Raw genomic sequence first — 15,534 nt, 5'->3', positions numbered from 1 at the left:
CGGGTCTCACAGCTTCAGGCGCAGGCGCGAGCGTCAGGCGCTAGATATTGGCCGCTTGATCGAGAAAAACTCGGGCTTGCCGCGGTGTCACCACCAGCGTCTCGCCTTCCTTCAGGCCCATGGCTTTGAACTGTTGCGCAGAAATCTGCGCCTCAATGAGCTTGTCGCTGTCCGAAGCCTCGGCACCTGGGGCTTGGTGCCCGCCAACGGCAATAAGTTCCAGACGGGCGATGGGGCCGACAACAATCGCACGGTCAAGCTGGGCCACGATGCCGCGCTGGCGGCCATCGGCGTCCTTTTCCTGGCCGGGCGAGTAGCGCTCCACGTCCAGCTCGTGGGGCCGCACATAGGCCAGTGCCTGGGCATTGTTGGCCGATGCCAGCTCGGGCGAATCGATCTGCACGCCGCCTTCGACCACCGTATGGCCACCGGTAGCACGGCCTCGGAACAGGTTGACGTCACCCAGGAAGCCATAAACAAAGGGGCTGGCCGGGCTGTCCCAGACTTCCTGCGGCGTGCCCGCCTGCTCGATCTGGCCCTTGTTGATGACGACCACACGATCCGCCACTTCCAGCGCTTCTTCCTGGTCATGGGTCACGAAGATGCTGGTCACGTGCAGCTCATCGTGCAGACGGCGCAACCAGCGGCGCAGCTCCTTGCGCACCTTGGCATCGAGTGCGCCAAAGGGCTCGTCGAGCAGCAGCACCTTGGGCTCCACCGCCAACGCCCGGGCCAGCGCGATCCGCTGGCGCTGGCCACCCGACAGCTGCGAGGGATAGCGGTCCGCGATCCAGTCCAGCTGCACGAGCTTGAGCAGGCTCATGACCTTTTCGCGGATCTGGGTTTCGCTCGGGCGCTCCTTGCGGGGCTTGATGCGCAGGCCAAAAGCCACGTTCTCGAACACCGTCATATGGCGGAACAGCGCATAGTGCTGAAAAACAAAGCCCACATTGCGGTTGCGCACGTGCACATCGGTGGTGTCCTCACCGCTGAACTGGATCGTGCCCTGGTCAGCAGACTCCAGGCCGGCAATGATGCGCAGCAAGGTGGTCTTGCCGCAGCCCGACGGGCCCAGCAGCGCAATCAGTTCACCGGATTGGATGCCCAGATTGACGTTATTGAGCGCCTTAAAGCTGCCAAACGACTTGGAAATGTTTTGGATTTCAATGCTCATATCCGACCTCGAAAATACCGGGTTTATGCCGTGGCTGCGCTGTCATCACGCGGACGCTCGGGTGGCAGACTGGCTGCCTCTTTGTGCTCTTTCTCGGCGCGCCACTCGGCGATCGACTTGAGCACCAGGGTCACCAGCGCCAGCAGGGCCAGCAACGACGCCACCGCAAAGGCTGCAGAAGACTGAAAGTCGGCATACAGAATCTCGACATGCAGCGGAATGGTATTGGTCTGGCCGCGGATGCTGCCCGACACCACAGAGACCGCACCAAATTCGCCCATGGCGCGCGCATTGCACAGGATCACGCCGTACAGCAGACCCCATTTGATGTTGGGCAGGGTCACGCGCCAGAAGGTCTGCCAGCCCGAAGCCCCCAGCACAATGGCTGCCTGCTCTTCGTCATTGCCCTGGGCCTGCATCAGCGGAATCAGCTCACGGGCAATGAACGGGAAGGTGACGAACACAGTGGCCAGCACAATGCCGGGCACCGCAAAAATCACCTTCAGGTTATGGGCCTCCAGCCATGCCCCAAACCAGCCATTGGCCCCAAACAGCAGCACATAGGTGAGGCCCGCCACGACAGGGGACACCGAGAAAGGCAGGTCCACCAGCGATGTCAGCAAGGCCTTGCCCTTGAACTCGAACTTGGCAATGGCCCAGGCGGCTGCCACACCAAACACCAGGTTCAGCGGCACGGCAATCAATGCAGTGATCAAGGTCAGCTTGATGGCCGACCAGGCATCAGGCTCGGTCAGCGCGCTCACATAGACGTCCCATCCCTTGCGCAGCGCCTCAAAGAACACCGCCAGCAATGGCAGCAGCAAAAACAGCAGCATGAAGACCAGCGCAATACCGGTCAGGGTCCAGCGCACCCAGCGCGGCTCCGTCACGGTGCTCTGCACTTCAGGCACATGGCGGGCCACATACTGGTAGCGCGCCAGCACGGTGCCCAGCACCACCACGACGATGGCAATCAATACGAGATACATGGTTGGCATGGTTCAGGCCCCCGAACGCTTGCGCTGCCAGCTTTGCAGGCCGTTGATGAGAAGCAGCAGCACGAAGGAGATCACCAGCATCACCATCGCAATCGCAGTGGCACCGGCATAGTCGTGCAGTTCCAGCTTGGCCATGATGACGAATGGTGTGATCTGCGACTCCATCGGGATGTTGTTGGAGACGAAGATGACCGAGCCATACTCACCCACTGCGCGCGCAAAGGCCATCGCAAAGCCGGTCAGCAACGCCGGGCCGATCGCAGGCAGGATCACCTTGTAGAAGGTCTGCCAGCGCGACGCACCCAGGCTGCCGGCGGCCTCTTCCAGCTCTTTCTCAAAATCTTCCAGCACCGGCTGCACCGTGCGCACCACGAACGGCAGGCCGATGAAGATCAGCGCAAACACGATACCTACGCGGTTGAACACCAGCTGGATACCCAGGGGCGCAAAATACTGGCCAATCCAGCCGTTGTCCGCCAGCAATGCCGTCAGCGAGATACCGGCCACAGCGGTGGGCAGCGCGAACGGCAGGTCGACCAGCGCATCGACGATCTTCTTGCCGGGAAACTGGTAGCGCACCAGCACCCATGCGATCAGCATGCCGAACACCAGGTTCACCAGCGCCGCGATCAGCGATGCGCCGAAGGTGACCTTGTAGGCGGCCACGGCAATGGGGGCGGAGATCGTTGTCCAGAATTGGTCCCAGCTGAGCTCGAAGGTCTTGAACAACAACGTGGCCAGCGGGATCAGCACGATGATGCTGAGGTAGAAAATGGTGTAGCCCAGAGTGAGCCCAAAGCCTGGCAGTACGCGTTTGGCACTACGGCGTTTGGCACTGGGCACGGCATTCGCCGGAGCAGTGATGGCAGCTGACATGGATTCCGATCGGCAAAAATCTACGGGAAATGCGCAGTCAGCGCCCGGCTGGCGGGCGCTGCTGCCGGCTCATCACTTCTTGGGCTCGGTGAAGAGCTTGTCGAAGTAGCCGCCATCTCCAAAGTGGGTCTTCTGCGCCTCACCCAGGCTGCCAAAGTACTTGGCCACGGTGAACTGCTTGATCGGCTTGAACACGTCGGCGTGCTTCTTCAGCACCGCTTCGCTGCGGGGGCGGATGGCATGGTTGGCAGCGATTTCCTGCCCTTCATCCGAGTAGAGGTAATCCAGATAGGCCTTGGCCAGCTCGGCCGTACCCTTTTTCTCGACCGTGCGTTCCACCACGGCCACCGGGTTTTCCGCAGTGATGCTCACCGATGGGTAGACCGGATCCACCTTGCCTTTGCCAAACTCGCGGTCAATGGAAACCACCTCGGATTCAAAGGTGATCAGCACATCGCCCACATTGCGCTGCAGGAAGGCAGCAGTCGCATCGCGCCCGCCCTTGGCCAGCACCGGCACATTCTTGTACAACTTGCTGATGTAGGCTTGGGCATCAGCATCCGAGCCACCCTTTTCACGGGCCTGGCCCCAGGCGGCCAGATAGGCGTAGCGGCCATTGCCACCCAGCTTGGGGTTCACCACCACCACCTGCACACCAGGCTTGATCAGGTCATCCCAGTCCTTGATGCCCTTGGGGTTGCCGTTGCGCACCAGAAAAAGCATGGTCGATGTGGTGGGCGATGCATCGTTGGGAAACTTCTTGGTCCAATCCTTGGCAACCACGCCCTTTTCAGCCAGGAACTCGACGTCGGTCGTGGTGTTGAAGGTCACCACATCGGCGGCAAGACCTTCGGACACGGCGCGCGCCTGGGCGCTGGAGCCGCCATGGGACTGGTCCACCTTGATATCCACGCCCTTGGTCTTCTTGTAGTGGGCGATAAAGGCCGCGTTGTAGTCCTTGTAGAACTCGCGGGCAACGTCGTACGAAACATTGAGCAGCTGGTTTTGTGCCAGCACCGAGCCACTGGCCACCACCGCTGCGGCAACCACCAAAGATTTCAATCCACCCAGTTTCATGTTCTGCTACCCGTTCGTATGAAGTGATGTTGCAAATTGTGGACTTTTGTACTTAAAACTCAAACGAATATATTTTTGTTAATTTATGGCGTTTTGAGAATAAAGGAATCAGGCAAGCGTCTTGCCGCCGGTCTTCAGGCGGCCTGTGCGCCATACGCCCGGCACCGCGCTCAGCCCGGTGCAGCCAATGGTGCAGAACCTGGCGGGCTCACAGCCCCAGGATGACTACCAGCACGCCCTTGTCCACCTTGATATCGCGCACCGCCATGCGCGCCAGGCGCTGGCGCGTGTCGGAAGCATTGAGCGTATAGATCGGCTGCTGGGCCAGGTACGAGGCCATCGCCGCTTCCAGCGCTACCTGGGCCATCGCCGTGCGCCGCTCATCAAGGCCCTGCACCACCAGCCTGTCCATCACCGGCTGGTCCAGAAAGACCGCCCCGCGCTCGGCGTCATAGCGCAGGGAGGAAGACACATCGATCTGCGCACCCAACAGCTGCGTGCCGCTGGAATGGGTGTTGACCGTCATGTTCACACCAAAGTCGACGCGCTCGCTGTCTTCCTTCAAATGCACCCTTGGCTGGGCCATGGTGACAGAGACCAGCGGATAGCGCTGCGTCAGCGGCAGGCGCTCGGCCAGCTTCTGCTCCAACTGCGCCTGGCTGATGCGTATCTCGTAGGTTTTACCCGCCAGGTACCAGATGACCGCGCTGCCCACCAAGGCCAGCAGCACCAGCAGTGACCATGTCCATTTTTTCCCCATGCCTGCATCCCTTCTGTTGCTTCCATCTCGCTCACTCCACCCGCCAACTGGGCAGCCGCCAATGCCGCCACAGCGCAATCGCCCGCAAGCCTGCGGTGACCAGCACACAGCCGAGCATCGGCGCCATCTCGGGCACGGGCGAGCTGCGCAGCAGCAGATCCACCCAACCGCCGACGAAGGCACAGACAGCATAGGGCTGGTGGTCACGGAAGGCCTGCGGAATCTCGCCGCACATCACATCGCGGAGCACCCCGCCAAACACCCCGGTGATCACGCCCATCATCACGCAGATGAGTGCGGGCAGGCCCTGCTCGGCGGCCATGTCCACCCCCACCGCAGCAAACAGGCCCAGGCCCAGCATATCGGGCCAGAGCATGGCCCGCTCGGTCAAAGCAAAGTGGCGCTGCCGCAAAAATACGATGGCCAGCAGGCTGATGCCCAGGATCACCCAGACAAAGGTCTCCTGCCGCACCCAGAAAAACGGCCGCTGGTCCAGCAGCAGATCACGCAAGGTGCCGCCGCCAAAAGCAGCCACGAACGCCACCACACAGACACCGACGACATCCAGTTTCTTGTGCGCCGCCTTGATTACGCCGGACAGCGCAAACGCAATCGTCGCCGCGATCTCCAGCACCTGGCGCGCAGTGTCGATGATGTGCGGTGTGTCCATGGCCATGGGCAGCAAGGTAAGGGGCGGGATGCGGCTTCAGCCGCAGCCCCGCCGGTGGAAGGTCAGGCAACCGATTGCATGTTGCTGATCATCTCGTCGCCAAAGCGCGAGGTACTGACCTGCGTGGCCCCCTCCATCAGCCGCGCAAAGTCGTAAGTGACGCGCTTGGAGGCAATCGTGGCCTCCATCGCGGCAATGATCAGGTCAGCGGCTTCGGTCCAGCCAATATGGCGCAGCATCATCTCGGCCGACAGGATCAGCGAGCCGGGGTTGACATAGTCCTTGCCGGCGTACTTGGGCGCCGTGCCATGTGTGGCCTCGAACACCGCCACCCGGTCCGACAGATTGGCGCCCGGCGCAATGCCGATACCGCCCACCTGCGCGGCCACCGCGTCCGAGATGTAGTCACCATTCAAATTGAGCGTGGCGATCACCGAGTAATCGGCCGGGCGCAGCAGCACCTGCTGCAGGAAGGCATCGGCAATCACATCCTTGATGATGATCTCGGAGCCATCCTTGGGGCTCTTGAGGCGCATCCAGGGCCCGCCGTCGATAACCTCGGCACCGAACTCCTGCTTTGCCAGCGCATAGCCCCAGTCGCGGAACGCGCCTTCGGTGAACTTCATGATGTTGCCCTTGTGCACCAAGGTCACGCTGGGCTTGTCATGGTCGATCGCATACTGGATGGCCTGGCGCACCAGGCGCTCGGTGCCTTCGCGCGATACCGGCTTGATGCCGATGCCCGAGCTGAGCGGAAAACGGATCTTCTGCGAGCCGATCTCCTGCTGCAAGAAAGCGATCAGCTTGACCGCCAGGTCCGAGCCCGCCGCAAACTCGATCCCGGCATAGATGTCTTCGGAATTCTCGCGGAAGATCACCATGTGCGTCTTGTGCGGCTCACGCACTGGCGATGGCACGCCTTCAAAGTAGCGCACGGGGCGCAGACAGACGTACAGGTCCAGGGTCTGGCGCAAGGTCACGTTGAGCGAGCGGATGCCGCCGCCCACCGGCGTGTTCAACGGGCCCTTGATGGCTACCAGGTACTGGCCGATGGCGTCCATGGTTTCCTGCGGCAGGCTCTGGCCCTCGCCATACAGACCCAGCGCCTTGTCACCGGCAAACACTTCCATCCAGGCAATGCGGCGCGACGGGCCATAGGCCTGGGCCACTGCCGCATCCACCACCTTGCGCATCACCGGGGTGATGTCCCGGCCCACGCCATCGCCTTCGATGAAGGGGATGATGGGCCGGTCTGGCACGCACAGGCTGTGGTCCGCATTGGCCGTGATGGCCTGTCCGCCTTCGGGCTGCTGGATAGGTTGAGCACGCATCGTCACAAATCTCCCAATCTGGTTCTTCGCCCAGCCCCACACCAGGCACCAGGCGCATGTGTTACCGCCAACGATTCTATCGACAAATACCGGCCCGGCCTGACTGCACAAACTGTGACATCTGAACCCGGCCCCGGGCAGGGTACCACGGCCCCCCAGCTGCGCTGGCATGGTGTATAAAACCGGCTATGGCGCGCCGCGCCGCCGCTGCACATCTCGTGCGCCCTGCTTTGTGAGAGTCTTGACCGCTATGTTCCCCACCCCCTTGGTAACCCGTTCTTCCCGCCTCGCTCAACGCTGCCTCGCCGCCTCGGCCATGGCCTGCGCACTGGCGGCTGCCTTGCCGGCTGCGGCGCAGCAGGCGGCGCCCACCGGGGAGCCCCAGATGCAGCTGGCCCGCACCGAGCTGACGGCCGGCATGCACCGCATCCATGCACAGGTGGCCCAGACGGCGCGCGAGAAGGAAATCGGCCTGATGTTCCGCAAGGACATGCCAGCCAACGAAGGCATGCTCTTTGTGTTTGACCGCCCCGGCACCCAGTGCTTCTGGATGAAGAACACCCTCCTGCCGCTGACCGCCGCCTTTGTCAGCGACGACGGCACCATCGTCAACCTGGCCGATATGCAGCCGATGACGGAGGATTCGCACTGCTCCAGCAAGCCGGTGCGCTATGTGCTGGAGATGAACCAGGGCTGGTTCAAGCAAAAAGGCATTGCAGCCGGCACCAAGCTGCGCGGCCGCCCCTTCAGCGCGCAATGAGTGGGCGCTGAAGGGCGATCACTTTTCGTAGACACCCGGACGTAGCCATCAGCAGCCAGTCACCAACAGGCAGGCCCGGCGCAGGGCTTGCCTCTATGATGGCCCGCAGAACAACCCTGTGGAGACACGACCATGGCTGCAACTGCGCGCTACCCCCTGCCCGATCTCAAGAGCCTGCCTGAAGACATCCAGGCCCGCATTGCCCACGTGCAGGAAAAGGCCGGCTTCATCCCCAATGTGTTTTTGGCCTTTGCGCGCCGCCCGGCGGAATGGCGCGCCTTCTTTGCCTACCACGATGCGCTGATGGAGCGCGAGGAAAGCAGCCTGAGCAAGGCCGAGCGCGAGATGATCGTCACCGTCACCAGCGCACACAACGAGTGCCTGTACTGCGTGGTCGCGCATGGCGCGCTGGTGCGTATCTACGACAAGGCCCCGATGCTGGCCGACCAGTTGGCCGTCAACTACCGCAAGGCCAACATCTCGGCACGCCAGCGCGCAATGCTGGATTTTGCGATGAAGGTCTGCACCCGCTCGCAGGAGATTGAAGAAGCCGATTTCAGCACCTTGCATGCCCATGGGTTTGATGACGAGGACATCTGGGACATAGCGGCCATCACCGCCTTCTTTGGCCTGAGCAACCGCATGGCCAGCTTTGCCGGCATGCAGCCCAATGACGAGTTTTATCTGATGGGCCGCATCCCCCGCAGCAAGGCCTGAGACGGGTCAAGAATGGACCACGCACCAGAAGACAGCCTGCTGGTCAGCGAAAGCGACTTGCAGCGCCTGGCGCTGCAGGTATTGCAGCACCTGGGCCTGAGCGAACCCCATGCCCAGGCCATTGCCCGCATCGTCGTCACTGGGCAGCGCGATGCCTGCCAATCGCATGGCGCCTACCGCATCCTGAGCGCAGCCCACACCATCCGCACCGGGATGGTGGATCTGCAAGCCCGGCCACTGCTGCAGCCTACGCAAGGCGCGATCACCCGGGTCGATGCCCAGCGCGGCTTCTCGCCCTGGGCTCTGGAAGTGGGCCTGCCGCCGCTGGTGGCAACCACCCGCAAGCTGGGCATGGGCGCCTTGGTGATCAACCACTGCGTCCACTTCACGGCGCTGTGGCCGGAGGTGGAGATGCTCACCGACCAGGGCCTGGCCGCCTTGGTAATGACACCCAGCCATGCCTGGGTGGCGCCGGCCGGCGGCACCCAGGGGGTGTTTGGCACCAACCCGATTGCCTTTGGCTGGCCCCGGCCCGGGCCCTTCCCCTATGTGTTTGACTTTGCCACCAGCGCCATAGCGCGCGGCGATCTGGACCTGCACCGGCGCGCCGGCACCCCCTTGCCCGAAGGCGTGGGCATCGATGCGCAAGGCCAGCCATCGACCGACCCGGAAGCCGTCGCACTGGGCGCGATGCGCACCTTTGGCGGCCACAAGGGCTCGGCGCTGGCGACCATGGTGGAGTTGATGGCCGGCATGCTGATTGGCGATCTGGGCAGCCAGGAATCGATGGCACTGGACGCCGGTGCAGGCGGCATGCCCTGCCACGGCCACCTGGTGCTGGCTTTTGATCCGCAGCGTTTTGCCGGCGAAGACTGGCCCGGCCACCAGGCGCGTGCCGAGGCCATGTTTGCTGCCATCAAAGGCCAGGGTGCACGACTGCCGTCCGAGCGGCGCTATGCAGCGCGGGCGCTGAGTGCGCAGCAAGGCATCCGCCTGCCACGCCAGCTGCACGACGAAATCCTGGCCTTGTTGGACTGACGCCAGGCACACAGCCGCCGATGCGGACAGTTGCAGGGCGCGGCGTTTGAGAACTAGCGCGCGATGCGCTTGGCGATCTCGGCCACCAATTGCTCGCCCAAGGCCGCCTTGCTGGCATGGGGCAGTTCCTGGTGGCCCTGCGCGTCCACCAGCAGCAAGGCATTGTCGTCCTTGCCAAAGGTGGCGGGGCCAATATTGCCGACCAGGAGCGGAATCTGCTTGCGCAGGCGCTTGGCCTGGGCGTTGGCCAGCAGGTTTTCGCTTTCGGCGGCAAAGCCCACGCAGTACAGATCGCCGCTTTTGGCACGCGGCAGCTGCGCGACGGTGGCCAGAATGTCCGGGTTTTCGACAAAGGCCAGATGGGGCACCTCGCCACTGCCGTCCTTCTTGATCTTCTGGTCCGCCGCACGGGCGGGGCGCCAGTCGGCCACCGCAGCGGTGGCTACAAACACATCGGCGCCTTCCACGCTGGCCAGCACCGCTTGCAGCATGTCTTGCGCCGATTGCACATCGATGCGGCGCACGCCACGCGGCGTGGGCAAATGCACCGGACCGGCGACCAGCGTGACCTCGGCGCCCGCCGCCTGCGCCGCACGCGCAATCGCAAAGCCCATCTTGCCGCTGGACAGGTTGGTGATGCCCCGCACCGGGTCAATCGCTTCGAACGTGGGGCCTGCGGTGATCAGCAGCCTTTTGCCTGCCAGCGCCTTGGCGCTGAAAAAATACTGCAGCTCTTCCTCGATCTCGGCCGCCTCCAGCATGCGGCCGTCCCCGGTCTCGCCACAGGCCTGGTCGCCATTGCCCACGCCCAGCACCACGGCGCCATCGGCCTGCACCTGGCGCAGGTTGCGCTGCGTCGCAGGGTGGGCCCACATCTCGCGGTTCATCGCAGGGGCCAGGATCAGGGGCACGCGGTCGATGGGACGCGCCAGGCACAACAGGCTCAGCAGCTCATCGGCCCGGCCCTGCACCAGGCGGGCGATAAAGTCGGCGCTGCAAGGCGCCACCACCACCGCATCGGCCTCGCGGCTCAGGTTGATGTGCGGCATGTTGTTGGGCTCGCGCGCATCCCACTGCGAGGTATAGACCGGGCGGTTGGAGAGCGCCTGCATCGTGACCGGGGTCATGAATTGGGTGGCCGATTCGGTCATGACCACTTGCACGGTCGCTCCGGCCTTGATCAATCGGCGGCACAGCTCGGCCGATTTGAAGGCAGCAACGCCGCCCGACATGCCGAGGACAATATGTTTTCCGTGGAGCTGGTTCATGCCCGCCAATGTAGCAGAGGCACAGCGCCACCGCTGCACTGCAGCAGACAAGAGAGCAGCGCCAGAACGGCTATCTTTGCCACGCGCCATCGCACGCAAACCCGTGGCCGTTGAAGCCCATTTGTCGCAGCTGTCTGCAGGGGCTGGCATACGCCTTTATAATCAGAATTTCCCACCTCCCTAAAAGACATGACCAAATTTGTCTTCGTTACTGGCGGTGTGGTGTCTTCCCTGGGCAAGGGAATCGCCTCAGCCTCCCTTGCAGCGATTTTGGAATCGCGCGGACTCAAAGTCACCCTGATCAAGCTGGATCCCTACATCAACGTGGATCCAGGCACCATGTCCCCCTTCCAGCACGGCGAAGTGTTTGTGACGGACGATGGCGCCGAGACCGACCTGGACCTGGGCCACTATGAGCGTTTCATCGAAACGCGCATGCGCCAGTCCAACAACTTCACGACCGGCCGCATCTACCAAAGTGTTCTTGAAAAAGAACGCCGTGGTGACTACCTGGGCAAGACCGTGCAGGTCATTCCCCACATCACCAACGAGATCCAGGAGTACGTCAAGCGCGGCGCCGGCATCGGCACCGACCACGCTGTCGATGTCGCCATCTGCGAAATCGGTGGTACGGTCGGCGATATCGAGTCGCTGCCCTTCCTCGAAGCGGTGCGCCAGCTGTCGCTCAAGCTCGGCCCCAACAACTCGGCCTTTGTGCACCTGACCTACCTGCCCTACATCGCAGCGGCCGGCGAGCTCAAGACCAAGCCCACCCAGCACACGGTGCAGAAGCTGCGCGAAATCGGTATCCAGCCCGATGCGCTGCTGTGCCGCGCCCAGCATGCCGTCCCCGAGGAAGAGCGTGACAAGATCTCCTTGTTCACCAATGTGCAATCCTGGGGCGTCATCAGCATGTGGGATGTGGACACCATCTACAAGGTGCCCCGCATGCTGCACGAGCAGGGCCTGGACGGCCTCATCTGCGACAAGCTGCGCCTGAACACACCTCCGGCCAACCTCAAGCGCTGGGATGACCTGGTCTATGAGACCGAGCACCCCAAGGGCGAAGTGGCCATTGCGATGGTGGGCAAGTATGTCGAGCTGTCGGATGCCTACAAGTCCGTCAACGAAGCGCTCAAGCACGCCGGCATGCAAAACCATGTGCGCGTCAAGATCACGCACGTGGATTCGGAAACCATCCACGACAGCGATGCAGCCGAGCTGCTCAAGAGCTATGACGGCATCCTGGTGCCCGGCGGCTTTGGCTCGCGCGGCGTGGAAGGCAAGATCTCCACAGCCAAGTTTGCCCGTGAAGGCAAGGTGCCCTACCTGGGCATCTGCCTGGGCATGCAGGTGGCCACCATTGAATACGCCCGCCATGTGGCAGGGCTGGACAATGCCAACTCCACCGAGTTCGACCGCCAGACCCCCCACCCCGTGATCGCGCTGATCACCGAGTGGAAGGATGCCGACGGCACGATCAAGACCCGTGACGAGAACTCGGACCTGGGCGGCACGATGCGCCTGGGCGCGCAATCGTCCGATGTGCAAAAGGACACGCTGGCCCACAGCATCTACGGCGATGTGGTGACCGAACGCCACCGCCACCGCTACGAAGCCAACACCCAGTACCTGGACCAACTGCGCAACGCGGGCCTGGTGATCTCCGCGCTGACCCAGCGCGAGCACCTGACCGAGATCGTCGAGCTGCCCAAGGCGGTACACCCCTGGTTCATCGGCGTGCAGTTCCACCCCGAGTTCAAGTCCACCCCCTGGGCCGGCCATCCGCTGTTCAATGCCTTCATCAAGGCAGCAGTCGATCGCAAGAAGCAGGCAGCCAAGTAAAATTGCGGCCACGCTGCGGCACACACTGAAGCCATGACAAACAAAGCACCCACCAACGCTGCGTTTCTCATGGCGTCTTTGCTTTCACCCCATCCTTAAGGAACACCGTCCATGCAATTGTGCGGATTTGATATCGGGCTTGATAAACCGTTTTTCCTGATCGCCGGCCCCTGCGTGGTCGAGTCCGAGCAGCTGCAGATGGATGTGGCCGGACAGCTCAAGGAAATGACGTCCAGCCTGGGCATCCCCTTTATCTTCAAGAGCAGCTTTGACAAGGCCAACCGCAGCTCGGGCACGAGCTTTCGCGGCCCTGGCATGGAAAAAGGCCTGGAGATTCTGGCCAAGGTGAAAAAAGAGCTGAATGTGCCCATCCTCACCGATGTGCACACCGAAGCCGAAGTGCCTTATGTCGCCAGCATCGTCGATGTGCTGCAGACACCGGCCTTCCTGTGCCGCCAGACCGACTTCATCCGGGCGGTCGCCCAATCCGGCAAGCCGGTCAACATCAAGAAGGGCCAGTTTCTGGCCCCGCATGACATGAAGAATGTCATCGACAAGGCCCGCGCTGCCGCCAAGGAAGTGGGCCTGCCCGAGGACAGCTTCATGGCCTGCGAACGCGGCGCCAGCTTTGGCTACAACAACCTGGTGAGCGACATGCGCTCGCTCGCCATCATGCGCGAGACCCATGCGCCGGTGGTGTTCGATGCCACCCACAGCGTGCAGCTGCCTGGCGGCAATGGCACCTCCAGCGGCGGCATGCGCGAGATGGTTCCCGTGCTGGCCCGCGCAGCAATTGCCGTAGGCGTCGCTGGCGTGTTCATGGAAACCCATCCGGACCCCTGCAATGCGCTGAGCGATGGCCCCAATGCGGTGCCGCTCAAGCACATGAAGGCCTTGCTCGAAACCATGGTGGCGCTCGACGGCATCACCAAGAAGAACGGTTTCCTGGAAAACAATTTTGGAGCTTAAATGCCAAGCGCATACATCATTGCATCGGTCACCGTCACCGACCCGGAGCAGTACGAGGAGTACCGCAAGCTCAGCACCATCGCCATGCAGACCTATGACGCCGAAGTCTGCGTGCGCGGTGGCAAGGTCGAGGTGATCGAGGGCGACTGGAACCCCGGCCGCACCGTGATCCTGAAGTTCAAGGACAGCGAGCAGGCCCGCCGTTTTTACGACTCCCCCGAGTACAGCAAGGCGCGCGAAGCGCGTGCCGGTGCCGCCATCATGCGCATGGTACTGGTCGAAGGCGTTTAAGCGCTGCCTCGCCCTGCCCACCCCTTTTGATTCCGTGCAGTTGCAGTCCACCCGTTTGCAGCGCACCATCCCGTTTCTCAATCTCTGAAAGGCTCTAAAGTGAGTGCAATTGTTGATATCGTTGGCCGCGAAATTCTGGATTCGCGTGGCAACCCCACCGTGGAATGTGATGTATTGCTGGAATCGGGTGTGATGGGCCGCGCGGCCGTCCCATCGGGCGCCTCCACCGGTTCGCGTGAAGCCATCGAGCTGCGCGATGGCGACAAGAGCCGCTACCTGGGCAAGGGCGTGCTCAAGGCCGTCGAGCACATCAATACCGAAATCTCCGAAGCCATCCTGGGCCTGGATGCCGCCGAGCAGGCCTTCCTGGACAAGACCCTGATCGACCTGGACAACACCGACAACAAGAGCCGCCTGGGCGCCAACGCCATGCTGGCCGTGTCGATGGCCGTGGCCCGCGCCGCTGCCGAAGAAGCCGGCCTGCCGCTGTACCGCTACTTTGGCGGCATGGGCGGTGTGCAACTGCCAGTGCCGATGATGAACGTCATCAACGGTGGCGCACACGCCAACAACTCGCTGGACCTGCAAGAGTTCATGATCGTGCCCGTCGGTGCGCCGAGCTTCCGTGAAGCGCTGCGCTGGGGTGCCGAAGTGTTCCACGCGCTCAAGAAGATCATCGACAGCCGTGGCATGCCCACCGCCGTGGGCGACGAAGGCGGTTTCGCGCCATCGGTCGAGAACCATGAAGCGGCCATTCAGCTGATCCTCGAAGCCATCGATCAGGCGGGCTACACCGCTGGCGACCAGATCGCGCTGGCGCTGGACTGCGCTGCCTCCGAATTCTACAAGGACGGCAAGTACGTGCTCGAAGGCGAAGGCGGCATCAGCCTGACGGCCGAGCAGTGGACCGACATGCTGGCCGCCTGGTGCGACAAGTACCCGATCATCTCCATCGAAGACGGCATGCACGAAGGCGACTGGGATGGCTGGAAGGTGCTGACCGAGCGCCTGGGCAAGAAGGTGCAGCTGGTCGGTGACGACCTGTTCGTGACCAACACCAAGATCCTCAAGGAAGGCATCGACAAGGGCATCGCCAACTCGATCCTGATCAAGATCAACCAGATCGGCACCTTGAGCGAAACCTTTGCCGCCATCGAGATGGCCAAGCGCGCCGGCTACACCGCCGTGATCTCGCACCGCTCGGGCGAAACCGAAGACAGCACCATCGCCGACATCGCCGTGGGCTTGAACGCCGGCCAGATCAAGACCGGCTCGCTGAGCCGCTCGGACCGCATGGCCAAGTACAACCAACTGCTGCGCATCGAGGAAGACCTGGGCGAAGTGGCAGTGTATCCAGGCCGCGCCGCCTTCTACAATCTGCGCTAAGCTTGTCTCGGGACATGGCTGACAGCCGTGTCCTGACTGCCTCCCGGACTTCTGTTTGCCATGATCTCTCGCATTGTTCCTTTTGTGCTGCTGGCCATCCTGGTCAGCATCCATGCCCAGCTCTGGAGTGGGCGCGGCAGCGTGCCCTACGTCAAGGACATGAAGCAGCAAATCGCCACCCAGAAAACGGAGAACGAAGCGGCCACGCGTGAGAACGTGCGCCTGGAGACCGAGGTCAACGACCTCAAGCAGGGCATGGACATGGTCGAGGGCAAGGCCCGCAATGAGCTCGGCATGGTCAAGCCCAATGAAGTGTTTGTGCAGTACACGCGCAAATAAGACAGCGCGGCCCCCAGCCCCAGTAAGCGCCTCCC

General features: G+C 62.5%; 16 protein-coding genes. 8 read left to right on the top strand and 8 right to left on the bottom strand.

Going from position 1 to position 15,534, the window contains the following annotated elements; genetic code table 11:
• Positions 1-40: 40 nt before the first annotated feature.
• The 7 genes from AB7A72_RS04500 to icd form a co-directional block, all read right to left on the bottom strand.
• Complete coding sequence (locus AB7A72_RS04500; RefSeq protein WP_369459138.1) at positions 41-1,174, bottom strand: sulfate/molybdate ABC transporter ATP-binding protein; 1,134 nt, start codon at positions 1,172-1,174, stop codon at positions 41-43.
• A gap of 23 nt (positions 1,175-1,197) precedes the next feature.
• A complete protein-coding gene (gene cysW / locus AB7A72_RS04495) occupies positions 1,198-2,163 on the bottom strand; it encodes a sulfate ABC transporter permease subunit CysW (RefSeq protein ID WP_239812206.1) in 966 nt (321 codons plus the stop codon).
• A 12-nt stretch (positions 2,164-2,175) separates the two neighbouring features.
• Entirely contained in the window at positions 2,176-3,048 is an 873-nt protein-coding gene (cysT, locus tag AB7A72_RS04490; RefSeq protein ID WP_239812207.1) for a sulfate ABC transporter permease subunit CysT, read from the bottom strand.
• Positions 3,049-3,120: 72 nt separating this feature from the next.
• On the bottom strand, positions 3,121-4,125 hold the full coding sequence (locus AB7A72_RS04485) for a sulfate ABC transporter substrate-binding protein (protein ID WP_312409223.1): 1,005 nt from the start codon (positions 4,123-4,125) through the stop codon (positions 3,121-3,123).
• A gap of 208 nt (positions 4,126-4,333) precedes the next feature.
• The gene (locus AB7A72_RS04480) at positions 4,334-4,885 is read right to left on the bottom strand and encodes a DUF1439 domain-containing protein (protein ID WP_369459137.1); all 552 of its coding nucleotides are present in this window, start codon (positions 4,883-4,885) and stop codon (positions 4,334-4,336) included.
• 31 nt (positions 4,886-4,916) lie between these two features.
• Positions 4,917-5,555: a trimeric intracellular cation channel family protein gene (locus AB7A72_RS04475; protein WP_239812210.1), complete on the bottom strand. Its 639-nt coding sequence runs from the start codon at positions 5,553-5,555 to the stop codon at positions 4,917-4,919.
• Between the two features lie 62 nt (positions 5,556-5,617).
• On the bottom strand, positions 5,618-6,886 hold the full coding sequence (icd, locus tag AB7A72_RS04470) for an NADP-dependent isocitrate dehydrogenase (protein WP_312409225.1): 1,269 nt from the start codon (positions 6,884-6,886) through the stop codon (positions 5,618-5,620).
• 316 nt (positions 6,887-7,202) lie between these two features.
• Here icd and AB7A72_RS04465 point away from each other — a divergent pair, with 316 nt between their 5' ends.
• The 3 genes from AB7A72_RS04465 to AB7A72_RS04455 all read left to right on the top strand — a co-directional run bounded on the left by AB7A72_RS04465 (position 7,203) and on the right by AB7A72_RS04455 (position 9,401).
• On the top strand, positions 7,203-7,646 hold the full coding sequence (locus AB7A72_RS04465; RefSeq protein WP_369459516.1) for a DUF192 domain-containing protein: 444 nt from the start codon (positions 7,203-7,205) through the stop codon (positions 7,644-7,646).
• 132 nt (positions 7,647-7,778) lie between these two features.
• Positions 7,779-8,363, top strand: a complete 585-nt coding sequence (locus tag AB7A72_RS04460; RefSeq protein ID WP_369459136.1) for a peroxidase-related enzyme — start codon at positions 7,779-7,781, stop codon at positions 8,361-8,363.
• Between the two features lie 12 nt (positions 8,364-8,375).
• A complete protein-coding gene (locus AB7A72_RS04455) occupies positions 8,376-9,401 on the top strand; it encodes an Ldh family oxidoreductase (RefSeq protein WP_369459134.1) in 1,026 nt (341 codons plus the stop codon).
• A gap of 53 nt (positions 9,402-9,454) precedes the next feature.
• On the opposite strand, the gene coaBC is transcribed toward AB7A72_RS04455, so the two are convergent.
• Positions 9,455-10,669: a bifunctional phosphopantothenoylcysteine decarboxylase/phosphopantothenate--cysteine ligase CoaBC gene (gene coaBC, locus AB7A72_RS04450; RefSeq protein WP_369459133.1), complete on the bottom strand. Its 1,215-nt coding sequence runs from the start codon at positions 10,667-10,669 to the stop codon at positions 9,455-9,457.
• A 189-nt stretch (positions 10,670-10,858) separates the two neighbouring features.
• Here coaBC and AB7A72_RS04445 point away from each other — a divergent pair, with 189 nt between their 5' ends.
• The 5 genes from AB7A72_RS04445 (at position 10,859) to AB7A72_RS04425 (ending at position 15,499) form a co-directional block, all read left to right on the top strand.
• Positions 10,859-12,514 (top strand): CTP synthase, encoded by a 1,656-nt coding sequence (locus tag AB7A72_RS04445; protein WP_230778111.1) that lies wholly within the window; start codon positions 10,859-10,861, stop codon positions 12,512-12,514.
• A gap of 111 nt (positions 12,515-12,625) precedes the next feature.
• Positions 12,626-13,483 (top strand): 3-deoxy-8-phosphooctulonate synthase, encoded by an 858-nt coding sequence (gene kdsA / locus AB7A72_RS04440; protein ID WP_369459132.1) that lies wholly within the window; start codon positions 12,626-12,628, stop codon positions 13,481-13,483.
• Positions 13,484-13,774, top strand: a complete 291-nt coding sequence (locus tag AB7A72_RS04435) for a DUF1330 domain-containing protein (RefSeq protein ID WP_369459131.1) — start codon at positions 13,484-13,486, stop codon at positions 13,772-13,774. It begins immediately after the preceding gene.
• A 99-nt stretch (positions 13,775-13,873) separates the two neighbouring features.
• Positions 13,874-15,160, top strand: coding sequence for a phosphopyruvate hydratase (gene eno / locus AB7A72_RS04430; RefSeq protein ID WP_239812217.1), 1,287 nt, complete (start codon positions 13,874-13,876; stop codon positions 15,158-15,160).
• A gap of 60 nt (positions 15,161-15,220) precedes the next feature.
• Positions 15,221-15,499, top strand: coding sequence for an FtsB family cell division protein (locus AB7A72_RS04425; protein ID WP_021028246.1), 279 nt, complete (start codon positions 15,221-15,223; stop codon positions 15,497-15,499).
• Positions 15,500-15,534 lie beyond the last annotated feature (35 nt).

The sequence above is a fragment of the Comamonas sediminis genome (genome assembly GCF_041107495.1).
GTDB classification, from domain to species: domain Bacteria; phylum Pseudomonadota; class Gammaproteobacteria; order Burkholderiales; family Burkholderiaceae_C; genus Comamonas; species Comamonas sediminis.
The sequence above is the reverse complement of the archived record's forward strand: the minus strand, read 5'-3'. Positions and strand labels throughout refer to the sequence as shown.

Excerpts from the sequence above, each read along its gene's own strand:
- AB7A72_RS04500 (WP_369459138.1), bottom strand. The coding sequence starts at position 1,174 with ATGAGCATTGAAATCCAAAACATTTCCAAGTCGTTTGGCAGCTTTAAG.
- cysW (WP_239812206.1), bottom strand. The coding sequence starts at position 2,163 with ATGTATCTCGTATTGATTGCCATCGTCGTGGTGGTGCTGGGCACCGTG.
- cysT (WP_239812207.1), bottom strand. The coding sequence starts at position 3,048 with ATGTCAGCTGCCATCACTGCTCCGGCGAATGCCGTGCCCAGTGCCAAA.
- AB7A72_RS04485 (WP_312409223.1), bottom strand. The coding sequence starts at position 4,125 with ATGAAACTGGGTGGATTGAAATCTTTGGTGGTTGCCGCAGCGGTGGTG.
- AB7A72_RS04480 (WP_369459137.1), bottom strand. The coding sequence starts at position 4,885 with ATGGGGAAAAAATGGACATGGTCACTGCTGGTGCTGCTGGCCTTGGTG.
- AB7A72_RS04475 (WP_239812210.1), bottom strand. The coding sequence starts at position 5,555 with ATGGACACACCGCACATCATCGACACTGCGCGCCAGGTGCTGGAGATC.
- icd (WP_312409225.1), bottom strand. The coding sequence starts at position 6,886 with ATGCGTGCTCAACCTATCCAGCAGCCCGAAGGCGGACAGGCCATCACG.
- AB7A72_RS04465 (WP_369459516.1), top strand. The coding sequence starts at position 7,203 with ATGGCCTGCGCACTGGCGGCTGCCTTGCCGGCTGCGGCGCAGCAGGCG.
- AB7A72_RS04460 (WP_369459136.1), top strand. The coding sequence starts at position 7,779 with ATGGCTGCAACTGCGCGCTACCCCCTGCCCGATCTCAAGAGCCTGCCT.
- AB7A72_RS04455 (WP_369459134.1), top strand. The coding sequence starts at position 8,376 with ATGGACCACGCACCAGAAGACAGCCTGCTGGTCAGCGAAAGCGACTTG.
- coaBC (WP_369459133.1), bottom strand. The coding sequence starts at position 10,669 with ATGAACCAGCTCCACGGAAAACATATTGTCCTCGGCATGTCGGGCGGC.
- AB7A72_RS04445 (WP_230778111.1), top strand. The coding sequence starts at position 10,859 with ATGACCAAATTTGTCTTCGTTACTGGCGGTGTGGTGTCTTCCCTGGGC.
- kdsA (WP_369459132.1), top strand. The coding sequence starts at position 12,626 with ATGCAATTGTGCGGATTTGATATCGGGCTTGATAAACCGTTTTTCCTG.
- AB7A72_RS04435 (WP_369459131.1), top strand. The coding sequence starts at position 13,484 with ATGCCAAGCGCATACATCATTGCATCGGTCACCGTCACCGACCCGGAG.
- AB7A72_RS04425 (WP_021028246.1), top strand. The coding sequence starts at position 15,221 with ATGATCTCTCGCATTGTTCCTTTTGTGCTGCTGGCCATCCTGGTCAGC.